This window comes from Providencia sp. PROV130, assembly GCF_028482225.1.
GTDB lineage: Bacteria > Pseudomonadota > Gammaproteobacteria > Enterobacterales > Enterobacteriaceae > Providencia > Providencia rettgeri.
Genome location: NZ_JAMPQC010000003.1, coordinates 253,025 through 277,839 on the forward strand (window position 1 = coordinate 253,025; position 24,815 = coordinate 277,839).

Annotated in this window: 29 protein-coding genes; 17 read left to right on the plus strand and 12 right to left on the minus strand. The window is 37.3% G+C overall.

Annotation, left to right across the window (positions count from 1 at the left end; translation table 11 throughout):
* The first annotated feature begins 199 nt into the window (after positions 1-199).
* Positions 200-511 (plus strand): flagellar hook-basal body complex protein FliE, encoded by a 312-nt coding sequence (gene fliE / locus PSF28_RS02320; protein ID WP_004909916.1) that lies wholly within the window; start codon positions 200-202, stop codon positions 509-511.
* 158 nt (positions 512-669) lie between these two features.
* Here fliE and PSF28_RS02325 read toward each other — a convergent pair whose 3' ends face one another.
* The gene (locus tag PSF28_RS02325) at positions 670-1,008 is read right to left on the minus strand and encodes a CatA-like O-acetyltransferase (protein WP_210838237.1); all 339 of its coding nucleotides are present in this window, start codon (positions 1,006-1,008) and stop codon (positions 670-672) included.
* Positions 1,009-1,639: 631 nt separating this feature from the next.
* Between PSF28_RS02325 and PSF28_RS02330 the strand changes: the two genes are divergently transcribed.
* Together PSF28_RS02330 and cspE are read left to right on the plus strand one after the other, a co-directional pair.
* The gene (locus tag PSF28_RS02330) at positions 1,640-1,852 is read left to right on the plus strand and encodes an AAA family ATPase (RefSeq protein WP_210838235.1); all 213 of its coding nucleotides are present in this window, start codon (positions 1,640-1,642) and stop codon (positions 1,850-1,852) included.
* A gap of 340 nt (positions 1,853-2,192) precedes the next feature.
* A complete protein-coding gene (gene cspE, locus PSF28_RS02335) occupies positions 2,193-2,405 on the plus strand; it encodes a transcription antiterminator/RNA stability regulator CspE (RefSeq protein ID WP_036957846.1) in 213 nt (70 codons plus the stop codon).
* A gap of 93 nt (positions 2,406-2,498) precedes the next feature.
* Here the strand turns inward: cspE and aes are convergent, their stop codons facing one another.
* The 3 genes from aes to PSF28_RS02350 form a co-directional block, all read right to left on the minus strand.
* Positions 2,499-3,464 (minus strand): acetyl esterase, encoded by a 966-nt coding sequence (aes, locus tag PSF28_RS02340; protein ID WP_272684566.1) that lies wholly within the window; start codon positions 3,462-3,464, stop codon positions 2,499-2,501.
* Between the two features lie 209 nt (positions 3,465-3,673).
* Complete coding sequence (locus PSF28_RS02345; RefSeq protein ID WP_210838231.1) at positions 3,674-3,805, minus strand: entericidin A/B family lipoprotein; 132 nt, start codon at positions 3,803-3,805, stop codon at positions 3,674-3,676.
* Positions 3,806-4,356: 551 nt separating this feature from the next.
* Entirely contained in the window at positions 4,357-4,824 is a 468-nt protein-coding gene (locus PSF28_RS02350) for a DUF1097 domain-containing protein (RefSeq protein ID WP_004909951.1), read from the minus strand.
* Positions 4,825-5,292: 468 nt separating this feature from the next.
* Here PSF28_RS02350 and PSF28_RS02355 point away from each other — a divergent pair, with 468 nt between their 5' ends.
* A complete protein-coding gene (locus PSF28_RS02355) occupies positions 5,293-5,793 on the plus strand; it encodes a hypothetical protein (protein WP_272684567.1) in 501 nt (166 codons plus the stop codon).
* Between the two features lie 134 nt (positions 5,794-5,927).
* On the opposite strand, the gene PSF28_RS02360 is transcribed toward PSF28_RS02355, so the two are convergent.
* Positions 5,928-6,830, minus strand: coding sequence for a YadA C-terminal domain-containing protein (locus PSF28_RS02360; protein ID WP_272684568.1), 903 nt, complete (start codon positions 6,828-6,830; stop codon positions 5,928-5,930).
* Between the two features lie 708 nt (positions 6,831-7,538).
* Here PSF28_RS02360 and def point away from each other — a divergent pair.
* Positions 7,539-8,048, plus strand: coding sequence for a peptide deformylase (gene def, locus PSF28_RS02365; protein WP_272684569.1), 510 nt, complete (start codon positions 7,539-7,541; stop codon positions 8,046-8,048).
* 52 nt (positions 8,049-8,100) lie between these two features.
* Here the strand turns inward: def and fliT are convergent, their stop codons facing one another.
* Genes fliT through fliD form a run of 3 tightly spaced genes read right to left on the minus strand, consistent with a single transcriptional unit; the run spans position 8,101 to position 10,339 of the window.
* Positions 8,101-8,490, minus strand: a complete 390-nt coding sequence (gene fliT, locus PSF28_RS02370; protein ID WP_272665181.1) for a flagellar protein FliT — start codon at positions 8,488-8,490, stop codon at positions 8,101-8,103.
* On the minus strand, positions 8,480-8,878 hold the full coding sequence (fliS, locus tag PSF28_RS02375) for a flagellar export chaperone FliS (protein ID WP_210838223.1): 399 nt from the start codon (positions 8,876-8,878) through the stop codon (positions 8,480-8,482). Before fliS ends, fliT begins: the two co-directional genes overlap by 11 nt.
* A gap of 18 nt (positions 8,879-8,896) precedes the next feature.
* Positions 8,897-10,339: a flagellar filament capping protein FliD gene (gene fliD, locus PSF28_RS02380; RefSeq protein WP_272684570.1), complete on the minus strand. Its 1,443-nt coding sequence runs from the start codon at positions 10,337-10,339 to the stop codon at positions 8,897-8,899.
* A gap of 492 nt (positions 10,340-10,831) precedes the next feature.
* Here fliD and PSF28_RS02385 point away from each other — a divergent pair, with 492 nt between their 5' ends.
* Positions 10,832-11,956, plus strand: coding sequence for a FliC/FljB family flagellin (locus PSF28_RS02385; protein WP_272684571.1), 1,125 nt, complete (start codon positions 10,832-10,834; stop codon positions 11,954-11,956).
* Positions 11,957-12,178: 222 nt separating this feature from the next.
* On the opposite strand, the gene PSF28_RS02390 is transcribed toward PSF28_RS02385, so the two are convergent.
* Positions 12,179-12,583, minus strand: a complete 405-nt coding sequence (locus tag PSF28_RS02390) for a GNAT family N-acetyltransferase (protein WP_442958798.1) — start codon at positions 12,581-12,583, stop codon at positions 12,179-12,181.
* A 383-nt stretch (positions 12,584-12,966) separates the two neighbouring features.
* Here PSF28_RS02390 and PSF28_RS02395 point away from each other — a divergent pair, with 383 nt between their 5' ends.
* The 5 genes from PSF28_RS02395 to PSF28_RS02415 all read left to right on the plus strand — a co-directional run bounded on the left by PSF28_RS02395 (position 12,967) and on the right by PSF28_RS02415 (position 17,656).
* Entirely contained in the window at positions 12,967-13,866 is a 900-nt protein-coding gene (locus PSF28_RS02395; RefSeq protein WP_272684572.1) for an N-acetylneuraminate lyase, read from the plus strand.
* A 54-nt stretch (positions 13,867-13,920) separates the two neighbouring features.
* Positions 13,921-15,396, plus strand: coding sequence for an MFS transporter (locus PSF28_RS02400; protein ID WP_272684573.1), 1,476 nt, complete (start codon positions 13,921-13,923; stop codon positions 15,394-15,396).
* A 1-nt stretch (position 15,397) separates the two neighbouring features.
* Positions 15,398-15,877 (plus strand): YhcH/YjgK/YiaL family protein, encoded by a 480-nt coding sequence (locus PSF28_RS02405; RefSeq protein WP_272684574.1) that lies wholly within the window; start codon positions 15,398-15,400, stop codon positions 15,875-15,877.
* A gap of 90 nt (positions 15,878-15,967) precedes the next feature.
* Positions 15,968-16,702: a transcriptional regulator NanR gene (nanR, locus tag PSF28_RS02410; RefSeq protein WP_272684654.1), complete on the plus strand. Its 735-nt coding sequence runs from the start codon at positions 15,968-15,970 to the stop codon at positions 16,700-16,702.
* 27 nt (positions 16,703-16,729) lie between these two features.
* Positions 16,730-17,656, plus strand: a complete 927-nt coding sequence (locus PSF28_RS02415; protein ID WP_272684575.1) for an ROK family protein — start codon at positions 16,730-16,732, stop codon at positions 17,654-17,656.
* Between the two features lie 85 nt (positions 17,657-17,741).
* On the opposite strand, the gene PSF28_RS02420 is transcribed toward PSF28_RS02415, so the two are convergent.
* Complete coding sequence (locus PSF28_RS02420; protein WP_272684576.1) at positions 17,742-18,920, minus strand: MFS transporter; 1,179 nt, start codon at positions 18,918-18,920, stop codon at positions 17,742-17,744.
* Positions 18,921-19,516: 596 nt separating this feature from the next.
* Between PSF28_RS02420 and PSF28_RS02425 the strand changes: the two genes are divergently transcribed.
* Positions 19,517-20,230, plus strand: a complete 714-nt coding sequence (locus tag PSF28_RS02425; protein ID WP_272684577.1) for an RNA polymerase sigma factor FliA — start codon at positions 19,517-19,519, stop codon at positions 20,228-20,230.
* Between the two features lie 484 nt (positions 20,231-20,714).
* Here the strand turns inward: PSF28_RS02425 and PSF28_RS02430 are convergent, their stop codons facing one another.
* Together PSF28_RS02430 and PSF28_RS02435 are read right to left on the minus strand one after the other, a co-directional pair.
* Positions 20,715-21,434: a DNA-binding protein gene (locus PSF28_RS02430; protein WP_210837353.1), complete on the minus strand. Its 720-nt coding sequence runs from the start codon at positions 21,432-21,434 to the stop codon at positions 20,715-20,717.
* Between the two features lie 137 nt (positions 21,435-21,571).
* Positions 21,572-22,018, minus strand: coding sequence for a GNAT family N-acetyltransferase (locus PSF28_RS02435; protein WP_210837355.1), 447 nt, complete (start codon positions 22,016-22,018; stop codon positions 21,572-21,574).
* A gap of 209 nt (positions 22,019-22,227) precedes the next feature.
* Between PSF28_RS02435 and cbpA the strand changes: the two genes are divergently transcribed.
* The 5 genes from cbpA to PSF28_RS02455 all read left to right on the plus strand — a co-directional run bounded on the left by cbpA (position 22,228) and on the right by PSF28_RS02455 (position 24,760).
* A complete protein-coding gene (gene cbpA / locus PSF28_RS02440) occupies positions 22,228-23,169 on the plus strand; it encodes a curved DNA-binding protein (protein WP_272684655.1) in 942 nt (313 codons plus the stop codon).
* Positions 23,169-23,462: a chaperone modulator CbpM gene (locus PSF28_RS02445; protein ID WP_210837357.1), complete on the plus strand. Its 294-nt coding sequence runs from the start codon at positions 23,169-23,171 to the stop codon at positions 23,460-23,462. The genes cbpA and PSF28_RS02445 overlap by 1 nt, the downstream gene beginning before the upstream one ends.
* A 196-nt stretch (positions 23,463-23,658) precedes the next feature.
* A complete protein-coding gene (locus PSF28_RS02450; RefSeq protein ID WP_210837359.1) occupies positions 23,659-23,865 on the plus strand; it encodes a hypothetical protein in 207 nt (68 codons plus the stop codon).
* A 113-nt stretch (positions 23,866-23,978) separates the two neighbouring features.
* The gene (locus PSF28_RS23625) at positions 23,979-24,248 is read left to right on the plus strand and encodes a hypothetical protein (protein ID WP_442958799.1); all 270 of its coding nucleotides are present in this window, start codon (positions 23,979-23,981) and stop codon (positions 24,246-24,248) included.
* Between the two features lie 8 nt (positions 24,249-24,256).
* Positions 24,257-24,760, plus strand: a complete 504-nt coding sequence (locus tag PSF28_RS02455; protein ID WP_272684578.1) for a contact-dependent growth inhibition system immunity protein — start codon at positions 24,257-24,259, stop codon at positions 24,758-24,760.
* Positions 24,761-24,815 lie beyond the last annotated feature (55 nt).

Here is a 24,815-nt window from a genome sequence, read left to right on the forward strand (position 1 = left end):
GTGAAACAATGTTATTTCCTTCTTCGTAACGTCACTTTTTCACTTTGCTATTATTTCTTGTCTTGCGGGAATCTAATGACGGAATCAGCCTATAAAATTGGTGTTATTTATCGGCTTCAAGTTAAAAAGGGTGTGATAGGGTAAGCTGGCCAATATAGGTTAGTGAAAAATTCACAGTAATGAATAAGAAGAGAATAGAATGACAGTTCAAGCCATTGAAGGGGTTATTTCACAATTAAATGTCGTGGCAACCCAAGCCACTAACCCAATAAAACCAGCAATAGAGCCAGTTGGATTTGCTGACCATCTGGTTGCTTCTGTAAATCAAATTAATAAAACACGTAATGATTCTGCCAAGCAAATTGAAAATTTCACGTTAGGAAAGCAAGATATTTCCTTGAATGATGTAATGGTCGATATGCAAAAAGCCAGTTTAAGTTTACAAATGGGTATTCAAGTGCGTAATAAGCTGGTAGCTGCCTATCAAGAAATTATGTCAATGCCAGTGTGATGTATATATTCAGTTGAATATTATAAATTAATTGCCTTGCCATTGCTTGCTTGGGGCTGTGATGGGGCTATTTTTATTCAAAATAGCAATTTGAGTCTAAGGGGGGCAATATGATATATAATTTAAACATTTTAAATAATACTCTTCAAAGTGAATTGTTATACTAAATCAGAAAATACAGCGGCATTTTCACATAGAATCTGACGAAAACCATTCTGTTCAGTTAATATAGGGGTCATAACATCAATGCTACTATACTCAATAATATTTCCATTGATTACTCTCTGTTTTAGTTGAGGAATAGCATTGGCTGAATGGAGTATTCCATACAAGGCTAACTGGAAAAATGATTCATTCTTGTCTTTAGCGAATTCATATAATTTTTGAGCGTTCACAGGTACACATAAATTAAAGCAAGAGTTATCAAATTTGCTATAAAATTCAAAATGCTCTTTTCTATGCCAACCTTTTTTTTCAATTACTTTATAATTTTCCATAACACGCCTAATGTCATTTGATGAAGATCTTGATATTAGCAACAGATTCAAGTTGGTTTAAATGCTCAATCTAAATGAGAGCACAAAAATGCAACTTAACGCTGAAAATAGAATACAAATTAGGAAGAATAATAAATTTTTTGTTGGTTTTTTAGAGATATAGTTAACAGTAAGCATAGGCAGATTGTAGTGACTAAAAGCGTACTTTGATGTACAGCACCGCTATGTAAACCAAATACCCTGCAATACACATTGCCGCGATAGATATCAACGAGATTAGGCTTTCATATACCCTAAGTATCCCCAAAAAGTTGTGATTATAAGTCAATAGACATTTGGATTATAAAAAGGTTCTCATAGAAGGAAATTTGGATATTGCAATACTTATTGATAAATTGAAAATGCATTAAAACAGGCCGCTATAAATGGCTGTTCTTTTTATGTTATGGAATAAATCAGTCAGTTGATTGATGTTTTTTTATAGTGGTTTCTATTACCTATTATTCATTTAAATAGGATTAAGCCGCCAATCCTTAATGTTTTCAACATTCACATAGGATATTTAAGGTTGTTATCGATATTTAATTTTGTTAGGTTTTTCTATTATCAATAATTACCCAAGTAAATCATTATGAAATTAATCTCTTCGCTTTTTTGCCTCTTTTTAGTGACAGGCTGTACATTTACGCCTTCTTTTGAGCCCAATAAATCAACATGGCCGAAGCCAAATAAAGACGCCCGTTCATCGGAACAAAAAAAAATTGATAGAGAAGCCGTGCATGAGCAACAGCGAGCTGTGATGAGAGGTGAAAGGCCGGATTACGGTGTTTTTGATAGATACTAAGTATGACGACGCATATTATAATGAGATGACTAACTGCTTAATATTTATAATATTATTGGGTTAAATGATATCTATATTATTTACAATTAATGCGTGAAGTATTGGTGTGGCAAATGGATTGCGAAAATAAAATTTGCCATTTAATTATAAGTGTGGCTTAATATGCTCACTGGTTTGGAAGTACAGGCCTATTTATGTTAGTCAGTTTTAAGATGTTCACCATTAAGCGCTATCTCAGATACCACTTCATTGCGAATTCCTTCTAATTAATTCCCATAAGTACCACAAGAACAAACCGCAACATGCCTTATGGCAATTTTAAAAAATTAAAGGAAATTCTATGTCTAATACAATGACTGGTACAGTAAAATGGTTTAACGATGATAAAGGTTTTGGTTTTATCACTCCTGCAGACGGCAGCAAAGATGTATTTGTTCACTTTTCTGCAATTCAAAGTGATAACTTCAAATCATTAGCAGAAGGCCAACAAGTTTCATTCACCATTGAAAATGGTGCTAAAGGCCCTGCAGCAGCTAACGTTATCGCTAAATAACGATAAACGAATCGCTAAGCATTCAAAAACCTCGCTAAATGCGAGGTTTTTTCGTTTTATTTTGTGCTATTTTCAATAAATACTGAGCTAATATTATAAAAGTTGTTTGATAAAATAATTAGCACCATCACGAATCGCCTCATCTGATATTTGCATCATGCGTGAATAATGCAAGAAGGCGTGCAAAGTTCCTGGGTACATTTTATATTCACAAGGTATATCATTGGCATCTAGTGTTCGGAATAAAGCCAAACTATCATCTAATAGCGGGTCAAACTCAGCACTGGCAATATAACAAGGTGGAATACCGTAGGTTAAGTCATTATTGAATAAGCAATAATAAGGCGCTTCTCTATCACCTGCTTCACCAAGATAGGCATTATCATAATCGTCTAAATCTCGTTTTTGTAACCCATCCCATTCCCCACCATATAGCCGTCGGCTTACTGAATCCTGCAAACCATACAGCCCATACCACAATAAAACAGCTTTTATATTGGCACATTCTATCGCGTTATCACGCAGCCAAAGGGTCGAAGCAATGGATAACATCGCGCCAGCGGAGTCACCGGCAAAGCCAGTTTGTTGCATACTGATATTGTATTGTTCAGCATGTTGCTGATAGTACTGATAAACCATGGATATTTCCTCAATTGCTTGAGGGTAGCGTGCTTCAGGGGATAACGAATAATCAACTCCAATAACTGTACAGCCCGAATGTAGTGCCAGTAAGCGCATAATACGTTCGTGAGTCTGTAAATTACCTAAAATAAACCCACCGCCATGGAGATAAAACAAGGTGGCTGATGGGGATTTAATCGGCTGAAATATACGCGTCAAAATATTGCCATATTTAGTTGGAACTTGAATATCGTGAATGGAGTGCATCGTTGGCGCTTCTGAATTCCAATATTTTCTATCTTCAATATACGCTTGTCGCATTTCGTAGTAGCTGGTGTCAATAGGGGGAGGGGATGGATTTTCTGTATAAAATTGCATTACAGATTGCATCTCAGGTGAAATAAGGTCTAACACATTAATTTTATTTTTCGGGTTCATTATGCTCTCCTAACTAGGTAGTTTCCATTGTAAAAGAGAGGCAGAATGAAGCTGTGACCCTGCTAGCCAATATTAAAAGGTCCTGTATCTTAAAATAGCAAGGCTTGAGAATTTCAATTTATATACCAAACGGCGAAATTATCATCGTTTGGTATATAGGTAAATTTTAGGTGGGAAAGTTAATAATTACCGATGATGCCTGTTAGCATTTATTTAGCGACTCTTTGTATGGCTTCCCCACCAGCTTCTATATCTTCACCAACACCCTTAGTGGTGTTGCATGCGCTTAAAGAGAATACGACAGCTAATGAACAGGCCAAAAAACAAATTTTTTTAATCATATCTTCTTCCTTTGGTTAAATTCACTTACGGGTCATAAGATATTTCACGTATAAGTATAGCAGAAGGATAAGCGAGTGTTTTTGGAGCTGATATATATTGCGATTTGATAATATAAAAATTATCAGTTCATTATGCTTTAATTTTTTATTTTATTGAAGAATAAGACTATAAGTGCATAAAGGAAAAGAGAATTGTAGCGATAAATGATAAATAGTTTTAACTGTTTTTTAGAAAAGAAAGATACAGAAAAATCCGAATTCCACGGTATTCTTATATTAGTAAACGTTAATGCCACTGATATCAGACCAGTTACATAAACTTTATTAATCTAAATAGATATTCCATGCTGGAATTTTATCATTTTATTAACAAATTCATCGTTATTATATTTGTGGGCTTAGGTAATGATACTTAGTCGACTCTTTAATTAATCACTATTTAAATCAAAATGTTATATGTTGTCGTAAGAAAATTTTAATGTAATATCGAATTTGTTTGAAATTCCCTTGGTTTCATTGATTTATTTAAACCGCCATATAGGCGGTTTTTTTTAGTTTTTACCCAGTGAGAATTTTTCAAATAACCAAAGCCCACTTTTTTTCATTGCGAAACCAAATAACACGCCAATTAATAATGATTGAATAGTGACCAACCAAACACCTTCTGCCGCAAAAATAGTACAGGTACCGACAAACGTGCCGGGTATATAAGAAAGCCACTGTTTTTTGGCTTGTATACACATCAAAAAGGCAACAATACCAGTCACGAAGTACCCTACAAAGTGAGGTAACTGCTTCAGGTAGTCACCGCTGTGCAGGATCACTAAGCCCCAAACCACACCGCTACAGACGGTTAATGCGGTAATACCCAGCCCTTTTATCCCATCTTTAGGATAAGCAAAATAGGCTGTACAGCCTAAAAAGCCTGCCCAGCCGATTAGCCCTAAACTATCAGCAACCCAAGCCCATATACCAGAAAGAATGGCGGTTGTTAAAGAAAGACAAAATAGTAATTTCACAATATGCACTTTACGTTATGGTTGTTTGTTAATAATACGGACGATGAATGCTTATCAGCCCACCGATCAGTTACTAAGCCCGTTAGCTGCAAAGCCAATTAATTCTAGAGTTAAGCCTTAACGATTCAGCCACCTTGTTATTCGAATACCATCTAGGGAGTTTTAGGGATAGCTAGAGGGGTAACTGACTAATAATAGGATAGTTATTTGTAATTGCTGTGACTCTGGGGCCGTGTAAAGAAAAGCATTGTATAGAGCTAAGGTAAATCTGGCAATGAGTATCCGATGATTTATATGTTTTAATTTTATCTTATTGATAATAAATAATTATCTGTAAATTTAACGTTAAATAAATAATGTATAATTTAAAGATTAATTTTGAGTGTGTGAATAGTTGAGGGCTTTTTTTACTTTAATTTAGCGACTCCTCGCTGTAGCATGAAATAAATTGACTTGTGAGGTAAGGGTATGAAATGGATGATAGCTGGTGCTACTGCACTGTTATTGGTAGGGTGTGATAGCACATCGACTGCACCATTTGGCTTAAACTGGGGGCAAAGCATTGATAGCATCAGTTTTATTAAGGCGGGGAAATGCCAAGCAAGTGGTAGCAAAACAGTTTGTACTTTTGGGCAGCAAAAGCCATTTAATGATTGGAGCTATGAAAACCAACTCACTTTTGATGATGGTACGCTCATTCAAGTGGCTACCACGCTTGTTGGGGTTGAGGATTATGCCTCGCCAAAACCGGATTTTGCGGACTTCCAACAGAAGCTAGAAAATGAAATGGGCTATTTGACAAAGCAAGGGTTTAACTCGCAAGTCGCTAGTGACATTCTCACTAAATGCCAATCAGAGACTAGTTGTAACAAAGTAAGTGAGTCATCGCCGACTCGTATAGGCACGTCTAATCTTTGGGTTACCATTAACCCTACACCAATTGCCATTATCACTTACAGCCAAGATTAAACTTAATTTAAAGCCAGTTAATGTTGATATTGATTAGCGTGGCGAATAAAAATAGTACCAATATATCATTGGTACTATTGGTTAAGGCTTATAAAGAATTTATAAAAGTGATATGAACAATATGGGTTGGATAATTACCAACCGAAGGCGACACCCGCCCCGATAACGGCAGCATCTGAATTATTCCAAGATACAGAGCTGCGTAAGTTGATGTTTTCTTTTAATTGATATTGAGCACCGGCAGCGATTGCTGAACCGTTTTTGTAATTACCCGCACCAATCCCGGCACTAAATCGGGTATTTGTGGTGTAAGGAATATTACTCATTGCAGCGACAGACGCAATACCGGAATTCGCTTCTTGGGCACGTTTATCTATTTTGCTATCAAGCTGGTGGATCCCATGATCAAATTTATTTTCTAAGCTGGTGAATTTGAGTTCATTAGCTTTTTGCGTTTTCGACGTGTCACTTTTTAGGGTCTTAATTGATGAGGTGTTTCCAATTACTTTTTTATCTAGATTTTGAATATTGGTATTTAATTGCTCGGTGACTTGGTCGGCTGCATTGACACCAATTAGTGCACCCTGCAAATGTAATTCGACTTCTTTTAATTTTGAGTCAAATGCATGGTGTTTTTTTTCTCTGTCTTGTTGTATTGATGTGATTTTACTATTAATTAAATTAGTGTTGCTCTGTATTTTATTTGCGTTTATATTCTCAAAATTAATCATTTCATCATTCAATATTTCTAAATCATTTCGCATATCTATAGTTTCTGATTTAAGTTTACTATTATTTTGTTTTAATGTGTCAATATCGCTATTAAAGCGTGAATCCATTTGGTTAATTGTCGTGTTGATATGGTTAATTTTTCCGCTGATATCACTAATTTTTTTAACATTAGTGTTGATGCTTTGCGCGTTGATACTGCTTAAGGATGGAGGAGGGCTTGAAAATGTGGTGTTGGCTGCTGCATGATAAGATAAGCTGCTAAGTACTAAGGCTGCAAAATGACGTGCTAATATTTTCTTTTCCATTTGTTAATTTCCGTATTATTTAAACGTATTATCTAAAAGAAGAATGAAAGATAAATTTATTTTCCTTTATTCATTTATAGTAGGGCTATTTATTTGATGGGTAAAATCGATTTTTAAAATGATGTTTATTCGGGATATCCGTGTTTGAATGCAATAAATACAGTACCATCTGTTTTTTTATATTAACTAGGCATATTTATTTGATGGAATTATAGTTGGTGGTGCTTATTTTGAATAATTTAATTTAAATTGAGAGTAACTTCAATGTGGCCTAAATATATTCTCAATATTAATAGAAACTAAAAGTGAAAAAATAGCTACAAGCGAATAGATGCCATCAGTGGGTAAAAGCAAAAACAGTAAAGAGCCTACAAAGGCTCACCATTTTTCCTGTTTTAGATGTTTTTTTCCAAATAACGTGTTATTTTTCTGTAAAATTTTATGTGGCTTATGTTCCATGAAGGGGCAGTCTAAACAGACAGGCGTTAATTTATTGATGTTTAAAATAAATTTTGTTTTCTGATTAACAATGCCATTTTTTGCATGTTGTTGGTGAAATAGAAAGACGATAATATTTTATCTGTTCTTCATACTTCACAGGCAGAGTTGTGGCGGCAGTTAGCGGCTATTGTATGCGCCACTGTTGCTTAAAATAGTTTGAATGATTGATATTTGAATGAAAGTAATCGAATTTATAGGGTTTAAATTATGGCAGTAAGAGAAATTATTGAAATTCCAGATGAACGACTGCGTATTAAATGCAGCCCAGTGACGGATTTCGCTGCGGTACAAACCTTGATCGACGATCTGTTAGATACCATGTACAGCACCGATAACGGTATTGGTCTCGCTGCCACGCAAATTGCGGAAACTAAATCCATTATGGTGATTGATATTTCAGAAAACCGTGATGAACCGATGGTATTTATTAACCCTGAAATCGTCGAAAGTGAAGGGGAAACCAGTTATCAAGAAGGGTGCTTGTCAGTACCCGAAATCTACGCCGATGTAGACCGTTTCCTGCGTGTTAAAGTCAAAGCGTTCGATAGGCACGGCAAAGCGTTTGAAGTGGATAGCGACGAGTTCTTAGCGATTGTCATGCAACATGAAATCGACCATTTGCACGGTAAGGTATTCCTCGACCACTTATCGCCGCTAAAACGCAATATGCTGTTGAAAAAGCTGAAAAAGCAGCAACGTTTAAAACAGCAGCAATAGGCTGAGAGTTGAAGATAAAAGGCGTGTCAGGTCTGTTGGCCTGACACTCAAATTATTCCATCGGGCGAACGACTAACGGGGTATCCGGCTCATCAAATTGGCCATAGCTGTTATTTAATACCCGTTTTTGGTCTAATTGCTTAATTTCTTTGCTTAAAAAGTTTAAATGCTGTTGTAAATATTCTTTAGTAATGCGTTCATTTTCAATAATTTTATGCAATAACTGAATATATTCCTCAGTGATTGGCTGCTGTTCTTCGAACGCTTGCGTTAACTTGGTGAGGTTTTCCACCGCAAGGACATATTCTGTCTCTCGGGAGACCAACGTCTCCCATTCCCCGGATTGCGCTAAGGCAACTAAATTTTCACTTAATACTAAGACATTACGGTATATTTCATGTAAATCGATAGGATTTTTATTGTCCACCTGATTATCTTTCATCCACATTTGCACCGATTTGTTGCCACGCAGAGGCGATATCGGAGAGTAACTGGTAAACTTCTTGGACATAAGCCACGTTGTTTTCGAGGTTGGCACGGAGTAGCTGCATTGTCATATACTCATACAAACTTGCTAAATTATCCGCAAGTTCGCCGCCAGCTTCATAATTTAACGACTGCTTTAACCCAGTGTCAATGATGTCGATAGCTTTTGAGATTTCTTTACCTTTTTCCGCCACCTTACCTTGCTGCATAAAAATCTCTCCCCGTTTCAGGGCACTAAGGGCCCCTTTAAACAGGATTTGAATCAGTTGGTATGGGGTCGCATTGGTGATTTCACTCTCCAAATCGACCTGTTGGTAGGCTTGCTGCGCGTGTCGTTGATACATGTTTTTAACCTAAAAGTATTAGCCTAATAATCGGCCTAATGAATTACTGGTGCTGTTCAGTGACGTCATCATTTTATCGAGGTTTTGGAATTGACGACGGTACATGTCCATGGTGTTTTCGATTTGTTTATTGGTCTGCTCAATGCGTTTGTCTAAGCTTTTCTTTTTCTTCTGAATACCATCGGTGGCGTTGTGTAAAGAACCTTCTTTGCTATCCAAGGTATTTTTTAAAAAATTAAAGTTCTCAGTACCAAATCCCGTTTTTTCACCGTCACCGGCAAAAAATACTTTGACGCTAGAGGGATTTTCTTTGAGTGCTTTATTTAACTTTTTATCTTCAATTTCTAAGGTGCCGTCCAGCTTTTGCTTAATACCCATTTTATTAAGTAAATTGATCTCTCCACTGTTTTGAGCTGTACGGACTTGCGTGCGTAGGGTGTTTTGAATACCGCGCAAAGTGGAATCACCAATCAGCGGGCCGTTAGTTTGGTCTGGGGCTGTGCCACTTTCTGTTGGCGTGTATTTTGTGAGTTCTTTGGCTAAAGTTTGGAATTCGTTATAGGCATCCACCCACGCTTTAATTTTAACTTTAGCGGGCTCGATATCTTCAGAAACGATTAAATGGTCAGCTTTATTATTTTCACTTTCTTTTTTCAGTGTTAGGGTTAAACCGGGAAATAAGTCTTTGGCTTCATTAGTTTGTGATTCTAATTTGAAGCCATCAATTTCCAGTAAGGCGGTTTGTGGAGCCACTTTTTGCACCATACCACTGCTGTCCGCATTTTTTAAGGTAACCTTACCATCTGCATCAATTTCGGATTCAACATTAAGAATAGCAGCCAGTTTGTCATCGCCTTCCACATTGATGCTAATACGGTTTTCACTACCTTCTTTTTTAGAGGTGACGACAAGGTGGTAAATATTGTCTTTGTCTTTAATGACCGATGCGGAAACGCCTTTATCGGTTTTATTGATGGCGTCGGCAATTTCAATCAGTGAAGTGTGTTCGTTATCCAGTTTGATAACGATTTTATCTTTATCTTCTTTTTGTGATGGTTGCGTGATGGTAATAGTTCGCTCAGGTGCACCATTGCCCAGTAATTCTTTGTTGCTATTGTTTGGCGTCCCTTTGGTAGCGATAGTTTGCGCTTTTGCCAGTTGTGTGACTAATACATCATGCACACCCGCGACAGCTTTGCCGTCAGTTTTTACATCAAAAGCTTTATATTCGCCATTGACTTTAGTGGTACTGATATCGCCGTATTTTTTTAAGTCTTCAGCGGCTTTTTTCAGTTTCTCTAAGGACGACTGCATTTTGCCAAAGGCGCTAATTTGCGCATCATAACTGGCTTTTTGCGTGGTCAGTGGCTCTAAGCGACGGCGTTCCATCGCTTCTAATTGGTCCATTTGTACGTTTAAATCTAAGTTTGACCCGATACCGAGTGTGGATATGCCTGCCATGTTTTCTCCTACGCTATTCTCGTCATCCTTCAAGCAGCAGTGGGGGTTGACTTCGTTCAGCTAGCCGAATCACACACTTGTGTATGCTCATCGGTCTATCTTCACTTGTCGCCTACCTGCAACCCGAATGATTTAGAGTCTATGCCTGTGTCATTAACTCTGAAATAGAGTCTATTTAGAGTCTTATCGGCAAAATGGAGCAAAATTTTAGACTATTCTGAAAAAGAGTGATGGGGAGAGCTGATGAGATAAAAGCGGTTAATTATCCCTATTGAAATTAAATAATAATAAAATTAATAAAAGCAGGTTGGTTTGCTAAAAAATAATGTCAGGAAAAGCAGGCTGTAAAGCCATTTACCCCCTTGCAGATAAAAATTTTCATTAAAAAGCCTAAAGGGGACTTTTTTGTAGCCGATAACCTAGTTGCTGACGAAATTCATCAAGTTAAGCATTGTGGCTTAACGCATTAATTTGAATAATAAGGATCACATCATGGCACAAGTTATCAACACTAACATTCTGTCTCTGACCACTCAGAACAACTTAAACCGTTCACAAGGCGTATTAGGTACTGCAATTGAGCGTTTATCTTCCGGTTCACGTATCAACAGCGCAAAAGACGATGCTGCGGGCCAAGCGATTGCTAACCGTTTTACTGCAAACATTAAAGGTTTGACTCAAGCATCTCGTAACGCTAATGATGGTATCTCTATCGCGCAAACTGCCGAAGGCGCAGTTAATGAAATCAATGATAACTTACAGCGGATTCGTGAACTAACTGTACAATCTCAAAATGGTTCAAACTCTCAATCTGACATGAAATCAATTAAGGATGAGGTTACCCAGCGTTTAGCAGAGATTGACCGTATTTCAGAACAAACTCAATTTAATGGGGTGAAAGTTCTGAAAGAGAATTCATCAATGAACGTACAAGTTGGTTCAAAGGATGGAGAATCAATTACTATTAATTTGAAAAAAATTAATAGTTCTGTATTAAAATTGGATGATTTCAATGCAAATGCTGGACTTAAACAGCAAATTGATATTGCTTCATTGAAATCGTCTGACGATGCTACAGAATTAGGTGACGCTGCTGCAAAAACAGCGATCGATGCTTTGCAAATCGGTGGTAAGGATTTAACAAACGTTAAAGTTTACCAAAAATTAAATGCAGATGGCTCAAAAGACGGAGAAAACATTTACATTACGGCTACAGATGAAGATGGTAAAGAAGTTATTGCTTCATCTACATTAAAAGTTGAAGATGATGGCTCTGCACCAAATATAAAAACCAAAATCACATTTGGTGCACCAACTGCACTGACAGACGCTCAAGCATTAGAAATTAAGCCGTTGGATCAATTAGACGAAGCTTTAGCTCAAGTTGATAGCTTACGCTCATCATTAGGTGCGGTACAGAACCGTTTACAATCTACCATCAACAACCTGAACAACTCTGTTAACAACCTGAGCGCAGCACGTAGCCGTATTCAAGATGCTGACTTCGCAACTGAAGTTTCTAACATGAGCCGTGGTCAGATTCTGCAACAAGCAGGTACTGCTGTGTTAGCACAAGCTAACCAAGTTCCACAAGGTGTTCTGAGCCTGTTACGTTAATTCGTGATTGGTGAGTTATAAAGGCCAACATCGCTGGCCTTAGACTACCGACAAAGCCCTAACTTATTCGTTAGGGCTTTGTTTTAATAAGGTGAGTACCAATAACAAGCTAACCGATAGGTTAAAAGAACCTGCTTGTTATGTTTATTTACGGTGGTTTTGTCGTTTAGGGAACATGCCAAGTTTATCGTTAACTAAGTCAAACACTAAAGCTAATATCTGCTAATTAGTGTTAAATTTTTTCGTCATGCCTTCCGATTTCGGCCCTACAGATAGGTATCCCATTTTTTGATAAAACTCAGGCTTATCCGCAATCATAGAGACGTAAGAACCTTCTAAGACGGCCGAATTTAAATAGCTTTCAATATGCTCCATAACGACCCTTCCTAGCCCTTTCCCTTGCCAATTAGGGTCAACCGCAATATCCACAATTTCGAAATTACAGGCTCCATCCCCAACGACTCGCCCCATCGCAATTAAAGTCTCACCATCTCGAATTGAAACAGCAAATAAACTATTTGGTAAACCGATTTTCGCCGCAGAGAGTGATTTCATCGATAACCCGGCTTTAATACGTAAATCACAATATTCTTGTGCAGAGGGGGGAAGCTTTTCAATTTGGTACATACTATGTTTTAACCTTATGTTTTTAATCGTTATTAGAGATGGAGGGGGCGATTGAAATGCATTTTTTATTTGACGACTTAAGCTAGATAAACGCCGTAGTATTAAAAAACGACCTATTCAAAACCCATTTGTAGTTTATCAAACACCCTCATTTCACGACAAATGGCACTCTTATCTCTTTTGGCGACTCAAGACTAACTACACCATAGTAAACACACCTTAAATCACCTTACATATCAGTTAGATGATAGCTTGTTTTTACAATTCTCTTTTTACTTAAATAGATAATTAATGTCGGAACGATCACATTAATTAACTATTCTTGTGATCATCTCAAACCAATTGTGGTGTACTAGGTATACAAAATTAGCTAGGGGATTACGATGAACGCAAATCTAAAAGGTATTTATTCAGCACTTTTAACACCATATCGCAGTGATGAAAGCATCGATGAAGCATCTTTGCGAAATTTAGTTCAATTTAATATGCGACTTGGGGTTGATGGGCTATATGTTGGGGGATCAACAGGGGAAGCGTTTATTCAATCTGTTGATGAACGCGCTGAAATTCTAGAAATAGTAAAAGACGAATCCGCAGGAAAACTAAAACTCATTGCACATGTCGGATGTATTAGCACCAAAGAAAGCGAATACTTAGCGAACATTTCATCAAAGCTTAAATATGATGCGGTCTCTGCGGTAACACCGTTTTATTATCCCTTTGGATTTGATGAAATTGCAGAGCACTATAAAAACATTATTAGCTCAGCAAATGGCTTGCCAATGATTATTTATAATATTCCTGCTTTAAGCGGTGTTAAATTAACACGTCAACAGATTAAAGATTTACTTAATCTCGATAAGGTGGCAGCGATAAAGCAAACATCAGGTGATTTATATCAACTTGAACAAATAAGAAGGGATGCGCCAAATAAAATTATTTATAACGGCTATGATGAAATCTTGCTTTCTGGGTTAGTTGCTGGCGCTGATGGTGGGATAGGGAGTACATATAACATCATGGGAGCGAGATATTGTGCAATATTAAAAGCCTTTAAAGAAGGTGATATTACCAGAGCAAAACAACTTCAATCAGATTGTAATGAAGTCATTGATACATTAATTGAAGTGGGTGTTTTTAAAGGGCTAAAACAAGTCCTTAAAAATTTGGGTGTTATCGAAAACGCGATATGCAGAAAACCATTTAGTCCAATTAATCCAAAGCATCATGAAAAATTAACGTTAATTAGTGATACTCTTTCTAAAGAGCTAAACCTTAAATAATAACTACATTAATAATGAAAGGTGTTGAAAAACACCTTTCTGAGGTTATCTTTTATGTTAAATAAAATAGAACTACCTTGGTATAAGCAATTAACAAAAACGCAGTGGAAAGCATTTTCGGCAGCTTGGATAGGCTATGTGTTAGATGGTTTTGATTTTGTCATTATCACACTAGTATTAACAGAAGTAATACAAGAGTTTGATTTATCAACAGTACAGGCAGCAAGCCTGATTAGCGCAGCATTTATTTCTCGATGGTTTGGGGGCTTAGCTTTAGGGGCACTTGGCGATAAGTATGGTAGAAAGATAGCCATGGTAACAAGTATCTGCCTATTTTCGGTAGGGACATTAGCTTGTGGATTAGCACCAAGCTATACGGTACTGTTTATTGCACGGATTGTCATTGGTTTGGGAATGGCTGGGGAATATAGCTCTAGCGCAACCTATGTGATTGAAAGTTGGCCACAAAAAATGAGAAATAAAGCCAGTGGCTTTCTTATTTCTGGTTTTGCGGTTGGTGCTGTTGTGGCGGCTCAAGTGTATAGTATCATTGTTCCTATATATGGTTGGAGAATGCTTTTTTATATTGGCATCTTTCCTATTATATTTGCACTTTGGCTTAGAAAAAATATTCCTGAAACGGAAGATTGGATAAAACACCAAGCGAATAGCACTAATATGCCAACAATGGTAGGGATCCTCTATAAAGGGAAAAATAAATATATAAATGTTGTATTAACCGTTTTAGTCGGTGCTGCGCTTTACTATTGTTTTAGTGGAAAGGTAAACTCATCACTTATTATTATTTTGTTGGGTATTTTGATTTCGATTGTCTTTATTAGTTTTATAGTTCAAAGTAACGGAAAACGATGGCCTACTGGGTTGGGGTTAATACTCGTTGTTCTTTCTGCATTTTTATATTCTTGGCCTATACAATCGTTATTACCAACTTATTTAAAAACCGATCTTGGTTATACCCCCGCCAGTGTCGCTGATTTACTTTTTTTTAGTGGGTTTGGCGCTGCTATTGGTTGCTGTGTTGCTGGCTTTACCGGTGATAAGTTCGGAACGCGAAAGGCATATGTCTATAGTTTATTATTGTCACAGCTCTTTATTATACCGGTGTTTGCTATTGGTGGTGAGAGCTTATGGTCGCTAGGTATTTTAATATTCTTCCAACAATTATTTGGTCAGGGTATTTCAGGTTTATTACCTAAGTTGGTTGGCGGTTACTATGATACGGACCAACGCGCAGCAAACCTTGGCTTTATCTACAATGTTGGGGCGCTCGGTGGTGCATTAGCTCCGATAATAGGCGCATTAATCGCACAAAACCTCAGTATGGGGGTTGCATTAGGATCGCTGTCTTTTGGCCTAACATTCATTACTATTCTGGTGATTGGTTTTGATCTCCCATCGAGACTACAAAAAGCAATTTACCCTGAATATCTTAGAATGAATGATGCAGTTGATGGTAAACCTTTTACTGTTGCTATTAACTACGTTGAAAAATTAGAAAAGAATAAATAGTATGATCCTACAAAAATATGAAAGTTTAATTAACTCCAATGTGTTACCTATATCAGTCCGGGAATTACTTTCTCAATATACGATAAACGATCTCAGGCAACTCAATGATGGTTTTTACAGTTTTGATGGTATGAGTTCTGATGATATAAATTTAACGCGAAAAACATTGAGAACCGAATCGAAAGAAAATCGTGTAATTGAGATGCATACCAATTACATTGATATTCATATTCCATTAACTGGATGCGAAAAAATATTAATATCTATTGATGATAATATTGGCAATGTATGCTTTGCCTCTTCTGAAAAAGAGGATTACAAATTATTTAAATACATGGATTTTGAGAAAGAAGTCATATTATCAACCGGCGATGCCTTAGTTATTTTTCCTGGAGAACTTCATGCCACCCAATTAGATGTAGATAAATCAAAAGAACTCGCTAAAGTTATTATCAAAATAAGGTATGACAAGTTTTATTGAGTTGCCAAAATAGCTATTTCGATTGTGTTTATGAAAAAAAAGGGATGTGTTATAGTTCTTCTTAATAGTTTGATTATTAGGGAGATAACAATGACATCGCCAAACGACGAGAAAAAACACAACATAAAAAGGCCTGTTAAACGGAAAAAGTTATCAGATGTTATTGAAGAACAATTAGAAGGTATGATACGACAAGGTGAATTTAAAGAGGGTGAGCGCTTGCCTTCTGAGCGAGCTTTGATGGAAATGTTTGATGTTGGGCGCCCATCGATACGCGAGGCTATTGCAGGTTTAAAGCGTAAAGGATTGGTCCAGTTATCAAATGGTGAAAGACCGATAGTCACAACGCCATCAGCGGATACCCTAGTCTCTTTGATGTCTGGCGCTGTTAAGGATTTGCTGATTCAACCTGATGGGATTCGATATTTCGAACAGTTAAGGGAGCTATTTGAAATTGGTATTGTCAGATATGCAGCCGAACATGCCACCGAGGCGCAAATTAATGAGTTATATGATGCTTTAGTTTTAAATAAAAACTCGTTAGAAAATCATGATAAATTTGTTTATACGGATATCGCGTTTCATCGTGTTCTGGCATCAATTCCTAACAATCCATTATTTTTATCTATTCATGCAGCATTACTAAAATGGTTAATAGAGGCTAGAATTAGGTTTAACAATACAGAGAAAATGATAAAAAATAATACACGAAGCTATCATGAGCATGTCGCTATTTATGAAGCGATTAAAAATAAGAATGTTATTGACGCTGAACGTGCAATTAAGACACACATTGAAAATGTGTTTGAGCATTATTACCCTTAGCCGATAACTAAAATCAGTGAGGAACACATGTTAAGTATTGGTATCGATATTGGTGGTACTAAAATAGAAGTTATTATCATTGACGAATGTGGAAGTACTATTTATAAAGAACGGTTTAAAACGATTAAATCGAGCTATGAGGACTTTTTGAACTCATTAAGTAAAATAATAAAAGAGACAACTCTACGGTATAATGAAGAAATGAGTTTGGGTATTTGCCTCCCTGGGAATTGTGATATTGAAACGGGTAAAATAAGAAATTCAAATATATTAGTTATCAATGGTAAGACACTGCTTAGTGATTTAGAAAGTAATGTGCATATCCCTATTTCAATAAGTAATGACGCAAATTGTTTTGTACTTTCAGAGCAAGTTGATGGTAATGCATCGAACTGTCAGTCTGTTTTTGGTGTTATTTTAGGAACTGGGTGTGGAGGTGGCTACGTCGTACATGGCAAACTACTCAATGGTATAAATGCATGTGCTGGCGAGTGGGGGCATAACCCTTTACCGAGTTACTCACTAGACGTTGATGGCGCAAGTACGACTTGCTACTGCGGTAGGATAAACTGTATTGAATCGTTTATTTCGGGAACCGGTCTTGAGAGACAGTATTTATCAAGAACAGGGGAACACTTAAAGTCATATGAAATAATAGAGTTGATGAGGGCTAATGACTCTGATTCGCTAAAGACTTGGGGTTTATATAAAAATCAATTACACCGATGCCTAGCATCCATTGTTAACATGTTAGACCCCGAAACCATTGTATTGGGTGGTGGTCTGTCAAACGTTCCTGAAATAATGCTGAATATTAACCAGTGCGTTGGCCAATATGTGTTCGGTGGGGTTTGTCATACCCATTTCGTCACCGCTAAGCATGGGGACTCAAGTGGAATTAGAGGAGCGGCATGGATGGGACGCCAACATTATCAACAAAAGAGAAAACATTAAATATTAAGAGTGTTAAAACTAATATTACAACCGAAGATGCCACAGCCCACGAGCAATTAAGGGCCTATAATATAATCAAGTAGTTTCAGATAAATTCTGTATGAACTTTAGCGCTGGTTTTAGCACAGCTGTAAATTAATATGTTTGATAGCAAAATAAATACAATAATAACCAAAGGATAATTAACCAGAAAACCAGACTTATAAACATAGGGTAGGGCAATTCCGCCAAAGATATCCCCTGTTAAAAATGCGGTTTGTATTAAACCAAAAATATGCTCGGCATTCCCTTTGCGGGCAATTTCCATCTCAACTAAATTAATCAGTAGTGAGCAAACTGTTCTAAACATATACATACTAATAATCGAGAAGGCGAAAATAATCGTAGAACCATATTTTATTGACCAGAACATGCCATAGAGCATCAGCATGCATAAACCAGAAAAAACGAGTAATGAAATAGATTTTTCTTTGCCAGAAAAAATAAACATAAAAAGGTTTTTGAGTATTAGCCCAGAAATAACACCTAGTGACAGCACTAGGCCAACATTTGCATCTGAAAAGTGCATGTTTTTTAAATACACTGGGATAATGGGTAAGATCAGCGCCCAACTGGCACCACTGATAATAAATGCAATAAATAACACTAAATCTGTTTTAATGAGAAAATGAAAAAATGAAGCGTTTTTTTGGGATATTTTTTTAGTTAATGATTTCTCCGTCTGCTGTATTTTTAATGAAGGGATGGCAACTATGGCGATTAATACCATGGCTCTGCTAATTAACAAAGCAGAACGATAGGGGCTTTGATCTATAACCGATAAAATTGTCACTAGCCCTCCAGCAATCAAAGCCCCAAGGCTTTGTGCAACGGTGCTTAAATTATCGGTATGCAGCACGACTTTATTTTGTTCCTGTTTATCAATATTAAAAATTAGTGATTTTAGTGCAATAGCGATAATACTCGCCCCCATTCCTGCCATCAAACCTGAAGTCACAGCGATAGCCATCCCTGTGGGGTAGGCTCTAAGAACAAGGCCGCTTCCATACAGGAAAAAGCCCACAATTAACCCATTTTTAGTGCCAATTCGGGAAAGGCCTTTGGCATAAAGCAGTGAGCACGCGCCCGCAATTGCCATCATTACGTACGAAATTGAAAATAACGTTAATTGCGCCTGCTGTTCCCAATAGATGGGTTGCAATGTTTTGGAGATCCACATCGGGAAAAGAAAGAAAAAATAAAAGAAATATATTTTGTATGCCATTTTTTCTTAATTGTTTATGTTAAACTTTTAATTAAAAGATAATCACTTTAGAAAACGCTATATATTTAATTTATTTAAATTAAGCAAGAGTGATGTTGAATAGAGTGAATGTAAAATATATTATGTAAATTCAATTTGTCAAATGGTAATTTATTTACCTGAATGCTTCTAATGTTTAATTAATATTAGATTAACTCAATAATTATATTCTTTATATATAATTCAGTGGTTGGATTATTTAATCGCCATTATTATCGATACCTGATACTTAGGGTTAAGTGCGCTAGTTGCTTGCCAATAGCGCCATTTGTTTTAAGGGGGCTAACTAAGCCTACCGTCAATGGCAAAGTATAAAACCAAAACCTGTAATTCAATGAAAAAAATACCTTTTAACACAACAACCACTCTGACTTGTATCACCCGTAAAATTCCCTGAAAGTTGATTTAAAACAATAATTAACATGGCAATCATTCAAATTTATCCTATTTAGGATAAGGCAAATAAAGCCACATTTAGTGCCTTACTCTACGGATTGAATTCCTATTCAACATTGATAATGAGTACCTTTTATAAAGCTTGAAGGGTGATTCAGGTTGTGAGTGATTTGTATACTGCTGATGGTGTGATTAATAAAAATAGCCTATGGGAGCGTTATTATCCTCTAATACGCCATGAAGCCCTGAAACTGCAAGTCAGACTACCTGCCAGTGTTGATATCGACGACTTAATTCAAGCGGGGGGCATTGGCTTACTGCATGCATTGGAACGTTTCGATGTGACCCAAGGGGCGTCGTTCGCCACCTATGCGGTGCAGCGAATTCGGGGTTCGATGCTAGATGAATTGCGTAGCCGTGATTGGGTGCCGCGCAGTGTGCGTCGCCAAGCACGTGAAATGACTAAAGCCATTGGTGCGCTGGAGCAATCGTTAGGGCGCAGCGCCACCGAGCCAGAAATCGCTAAAGCGCTGGATATCGACCTTACGGAGTATCGCCAAGCGCTGCTAGACACTAATAATAGCCAGTTGTTTTCCTATGATGAGTGGCATGAGGTTCACGGGGAAAGCTGCGAACCGCAAATGGATGAGCAAGATGGCGGTAACCCGCTGAGTTTGTTGCTGGACTCTAGTTTACGTGACCAAATTGCGGCGGCGATTGATCAATTGCCAGAACGCGAAAAAATGGTGCTGACGCTGTATTACCAAGAAGAGCTGAATCTGAAAGAGATAGGCGCGGTGTTGGATGTGGGGGAGTCGAGGGTGAGTCAGTTGCATAGTCAGGCGATCAAACGCCTCCGCGGCCGCCTCAAATAGATGCTCGTCATACTTCGTACCACAGCGTTGTTGGCTTCACTAGTTCACCCTAGTCACATACTTGTGTATGCTCCTAGGGCTAAACTAGCTAGCCGCCTAGCTGTAGCACGAATTATTTAGAGCATCAGCATCGGGGACTTTTTAATAAAACCTAAATTGAAACTGTTTTTTTAGATATTCCCTGTGGTTGCCATACTGTGTATGCCCCTAAGGATAAACTAGCTAGCCGCCTAGCTGTAGCACGAATTATTTAGAGCATCAGCATCGGGGTATCAACAAGATTGAAAGGGCTTCTCTCTCGCGCGGATTTCTAAATTCATTTGTCTTTCCCGAGATATCCTCTCTGGTCAATACGAATTATTTAGAGCATCGGGGTAATAAACTCTAAATAAAAACTGTTTTTTGAGTTTTTATATTAGTTAATGAATAAGCGAGAATATTGGCGTTAAATAAATCTATTGGCTTATTTTGCGTTATCCCGCAGCTAAACGCGAATAATGCCATTCTCTTTTTTGATATAACCGATACACACCTTTAAAAGCGACTCGCAATAAAAAGCCATAAAGTCTAGCTCCTCATCTAACCATTGGCTGAGCTGCGCTTCGGTGACGGTATAAACGTCATTGTCGTAAATTGCGGGTACAGTATGGTCATCATCAAAATAGCAACCTATTTTCTCATCATATAATACCGTTCCCATTAATGAATGATGGACTTCAATGGCTTCATTGAGGGTATTAATCGTGTCAATTTCTTCATTAGTCATAACAGAAGCATCAAGCAGATAATCCCAAATATTTGGGGGGCAATGGGCGCGTGTATCAGTCAAATAAAAGCGCGTTAAGGCAGTCTCTTCAATAGGTTCAGGGTAGGGCGTAATAAATGCAGAATAGGTAAATGTGAATTCTTTAGTCAGCAAGCCTTCAAGGGCGGAGACCATATTCTCTTCATGTTCATAATCGGAATATAAAGCATAGGATAAAATGCGAAGTTCAAAATAACACTTCATTTTATCCATCACGGTATGGCATTTCGATATAGCATAAACAGCATGTTTTACCGCTTTTTCATAATCATCAATGCCTTCATATTCCCTAAAGGTTTTAAAAGGCATGACCTGGTTTTTATTTGCGGCTTTAACGGCGCGTATTCTTAAAAGGATAATCGTAAAGATAAGAAGTAAGACAGCTAAAAAATAATACATATTTCATCCCAACTAAATGATTTACGCGCTATTACAAACTGACGATGCCATGACAGGTAGCGAAATAACATAAGCCAAATATAATACGCGAGATCTTGCTCAAGGGGAAAAAGAAAGGAAACATAAAAACCGATTTATTATTCTCCATTCGTTAATTTAGCCAAAAAATTCTCTGCTGTGGTATGCCAAGCGCGAGGGGATTGAGTAAACCCCAACCTGAGGTACTCAGTTAAGTTACTGTCGGTGGTGAAAAATAAAATTTGGCAATCCGCAGGGAGCTCTTCGGCAGCAAGGCGCATTAAAGAGCGGTCAATACCCAGCTTTTGATAATTGGCATCTATGGCAAGCTCACATATATAGCAGCAAGAACTAAAATCGGTGACCGCTCGCACAAAACCCACCACTTGTTCCTCATCCCATGCACTAATCAATAAATCAGCATTATTTAGCATTGCATCCAATTGAGTTAGATTATCGGTAGGCACGACCTCTTTAAACGGTGACTGGCGAATTAACCGAATAAAATCCTCAATAGAGATGGCAAAATTGACTTTATAGTTCAGGCGACTGGCAATAGCATCCATAGAGTTCCCCTTGTAATCAAACGACACTCTTATAGGTTTAGCCTGAAATAACGTAAATTTCCTGTTTTTTGTGGAATTTTATCATAGCCTAGCTATTCCAATTACTGCGTAAATGTCCTAAGTTAAATTCAAGGTAGTCGTGATGTTTAGCCCAACAGGGCAAATACCATAAGAATTCTATTCAACAGACAAATGAACGAGATATGACTATGGAACTAAAGGATTATTACAGCATCATGGGTGTTAAACGCACTGATGATTTAAAAACCATTAAGACCGCGTATCGCCGTTTAGCGCGAAAATACCACCCTGACGTTAGTAAAGAACCAGATGCTGAAGCGCGCTTTAAAGAAATTGCAGAGGCTTGGGCGGTACTTGGTGACAAAGAAAAACGCGCAGAATACGATGAAATGTGGGAACACAGGAATGACCCTTATTTTAACCAAGCTAACCAAGGCCAACAAAGCCACACTTATTCCCAGCAAGGGTTTGATGCAGGTGGCTTTGATGACATCTTTTCATCGATGTTTTCTCAACGAGCTCGGGGTGGTAGTACAAGGCAGGCACGCAGCCATCGTGGGCAGGATTTAGAAGTTGAATTGGCTATTTTCCTTGAAGAAAGCCAAGAATCGCATAAGCGTACCATCAGCTATAACCTACCGGTCTATAACGCTTTTGGTTTTATCGAAAACGAAGTCCCCAAAACACTCAATGTGACCATTCCTGCGGGTGTGATTGATGGGAAGCGCATCCGTTTAAAAGGGCAAGGCACTGCGGGGGAAAATGGCGGTGAAAATGGCGATTTATGGATAACCATCCGCATTGCACCACACCCATTATTTGATATCAAAGGCCATGATTTAGAAGTGGTCGTGCCGCTTGCTCCATGGGAGGCAGCCCTCGGAACTAAAGTCACCATTCCAACATTAAAAGACCCAATTGTGATCACCGTTCCTGCTAATAGCCAAGCCGGACAAAAATTACGTATTAAAGGTAAAGGACTGAAACATAAAGGTGCAGCAGGAGACCTGTATGCGATTATAAAAATCGTGATGCCGAATAGCAGTAATGCAGAAGCGGATGCGCTGTGGCAGAAATTGGCGGAGACTCAACAGAGTTTTGACCCACGTAAAAATTGGGGAGGCAAATAATGGAACAGTTTACATCATTAACCGTTATTGATTTCTGTATTCACACAGGTATTGCGGAAGAGGAACTACAGGAAATTGTCGGCCTTGGGATAATTCAACCCATTGAAACTGCTAATGAATGGTTATTTGACGACCACGCTGTGATTATCGTGAGAAGGGCCGTGCGACTTTACCATGAGCTCGAAATTGACTGGCCGGGAATTGCAATGGCCATGAGCTTGATGGAGCAAAATGAGCGGCTTCAGCGCGAAAATGAGATGCTGCGGCTACAACTAAAACGTTTTATTGGTTAGTTAGCCAATAATTTAATTATTCACCACCACGAGCCTTAATAAGTAAATTAGGTTTGTGGTGGTTATGCTTGTATTTGTTTTTTAAGCTAATCATTTTTTTAACCTTCAATTTTTATAAGACATCTAATAAATTTGATGCTTGCCTGATATATTTATCACCGTTATTTTTCATGTTAGGTCATATAGGGATATATACATGAAAAATACTATTTTCATTTTTATAAAAATAATAAGTTTGATATTCACTTTTAATAAATATGCTTATTCTTCTTTGACATTACTATCAATTGTCAGGGATATCCATGCTCAAGAGAAAAATCTAAGATTGATGTCAGAATCAAACCAAAGAAAAGAGTTACAAAACCAAGTATTAAAAAAAAAGGAAGTAATGGAAACAGTATAAGAAAAATGGAATTAAACTCATAATATGTTTTAGTTAATGAAGTTAGAGCACAAGGGATGCTATTACCTGCGGGGACGGAAACATTTGACTATTTTACAAAAAATAAATAAGCGATAAGTGTAAAAACATTAGATACGGGAGCTAAAACATATCAGAACCCAGTTAAGATCAGTTCAAAAATAAACGGATATATAAATGATGTGGTTAATTTTAAAGGAATAGACCAATCAAGGTTCACACTATTAAATTCAGATATCAAACTAAGGACTATAGAAATAGCAATCCCAAGTAAAACAACTTCAGCTCAATGGGTGGAAATTAATAAATCCATAGCTTATTCTATAGAGAATAATATTAATATGAAAATTACAATAGTAAAATAGGGGGTGAGATGGAAAACTATGACTCTGGAAATAATATATCCATTCGAGTAAATGATTTGTTTTATTTTATTATGGTTTTGTCAGGATATCATTTATTTGTAGTAGATGATACGGTTCCTATAGTATCAGTTAATAAAAAAGTCACAAATAGTGAGCTAGGCAAATTATCTAAAGTTGCTCTAAAAAAATGTAGAGTTATAGATCCTCATGTAGATAGCTTTTTTTTTAGTAGAGATCGCCTTGCAGAGTGTGAAAAAAAATGGCTCAGTGAAAACTTACCTTCTCTTGGTTTCAAAAATAAAAAAATTTTTTATCAATCAATGATGTTATGCAATATTAGAGAGAAAAATGGTTTTTTAATATTAAGGCCAACACTCCATAAAAAACTAGAAACATGGACGGGGGATGGGTTTACTGAGGATGACTATATTGTTTTGCCGGATAGTGTTTCTGATGAAGAACTCGGTGAAGCCATAAAGGAAGTACTTTCTCGTTGCCGAAGTGTTATTTGAACTTTATATTATTAGATAGTTAATAAGATTTTTAATGGGGTATATAAGTAGTATT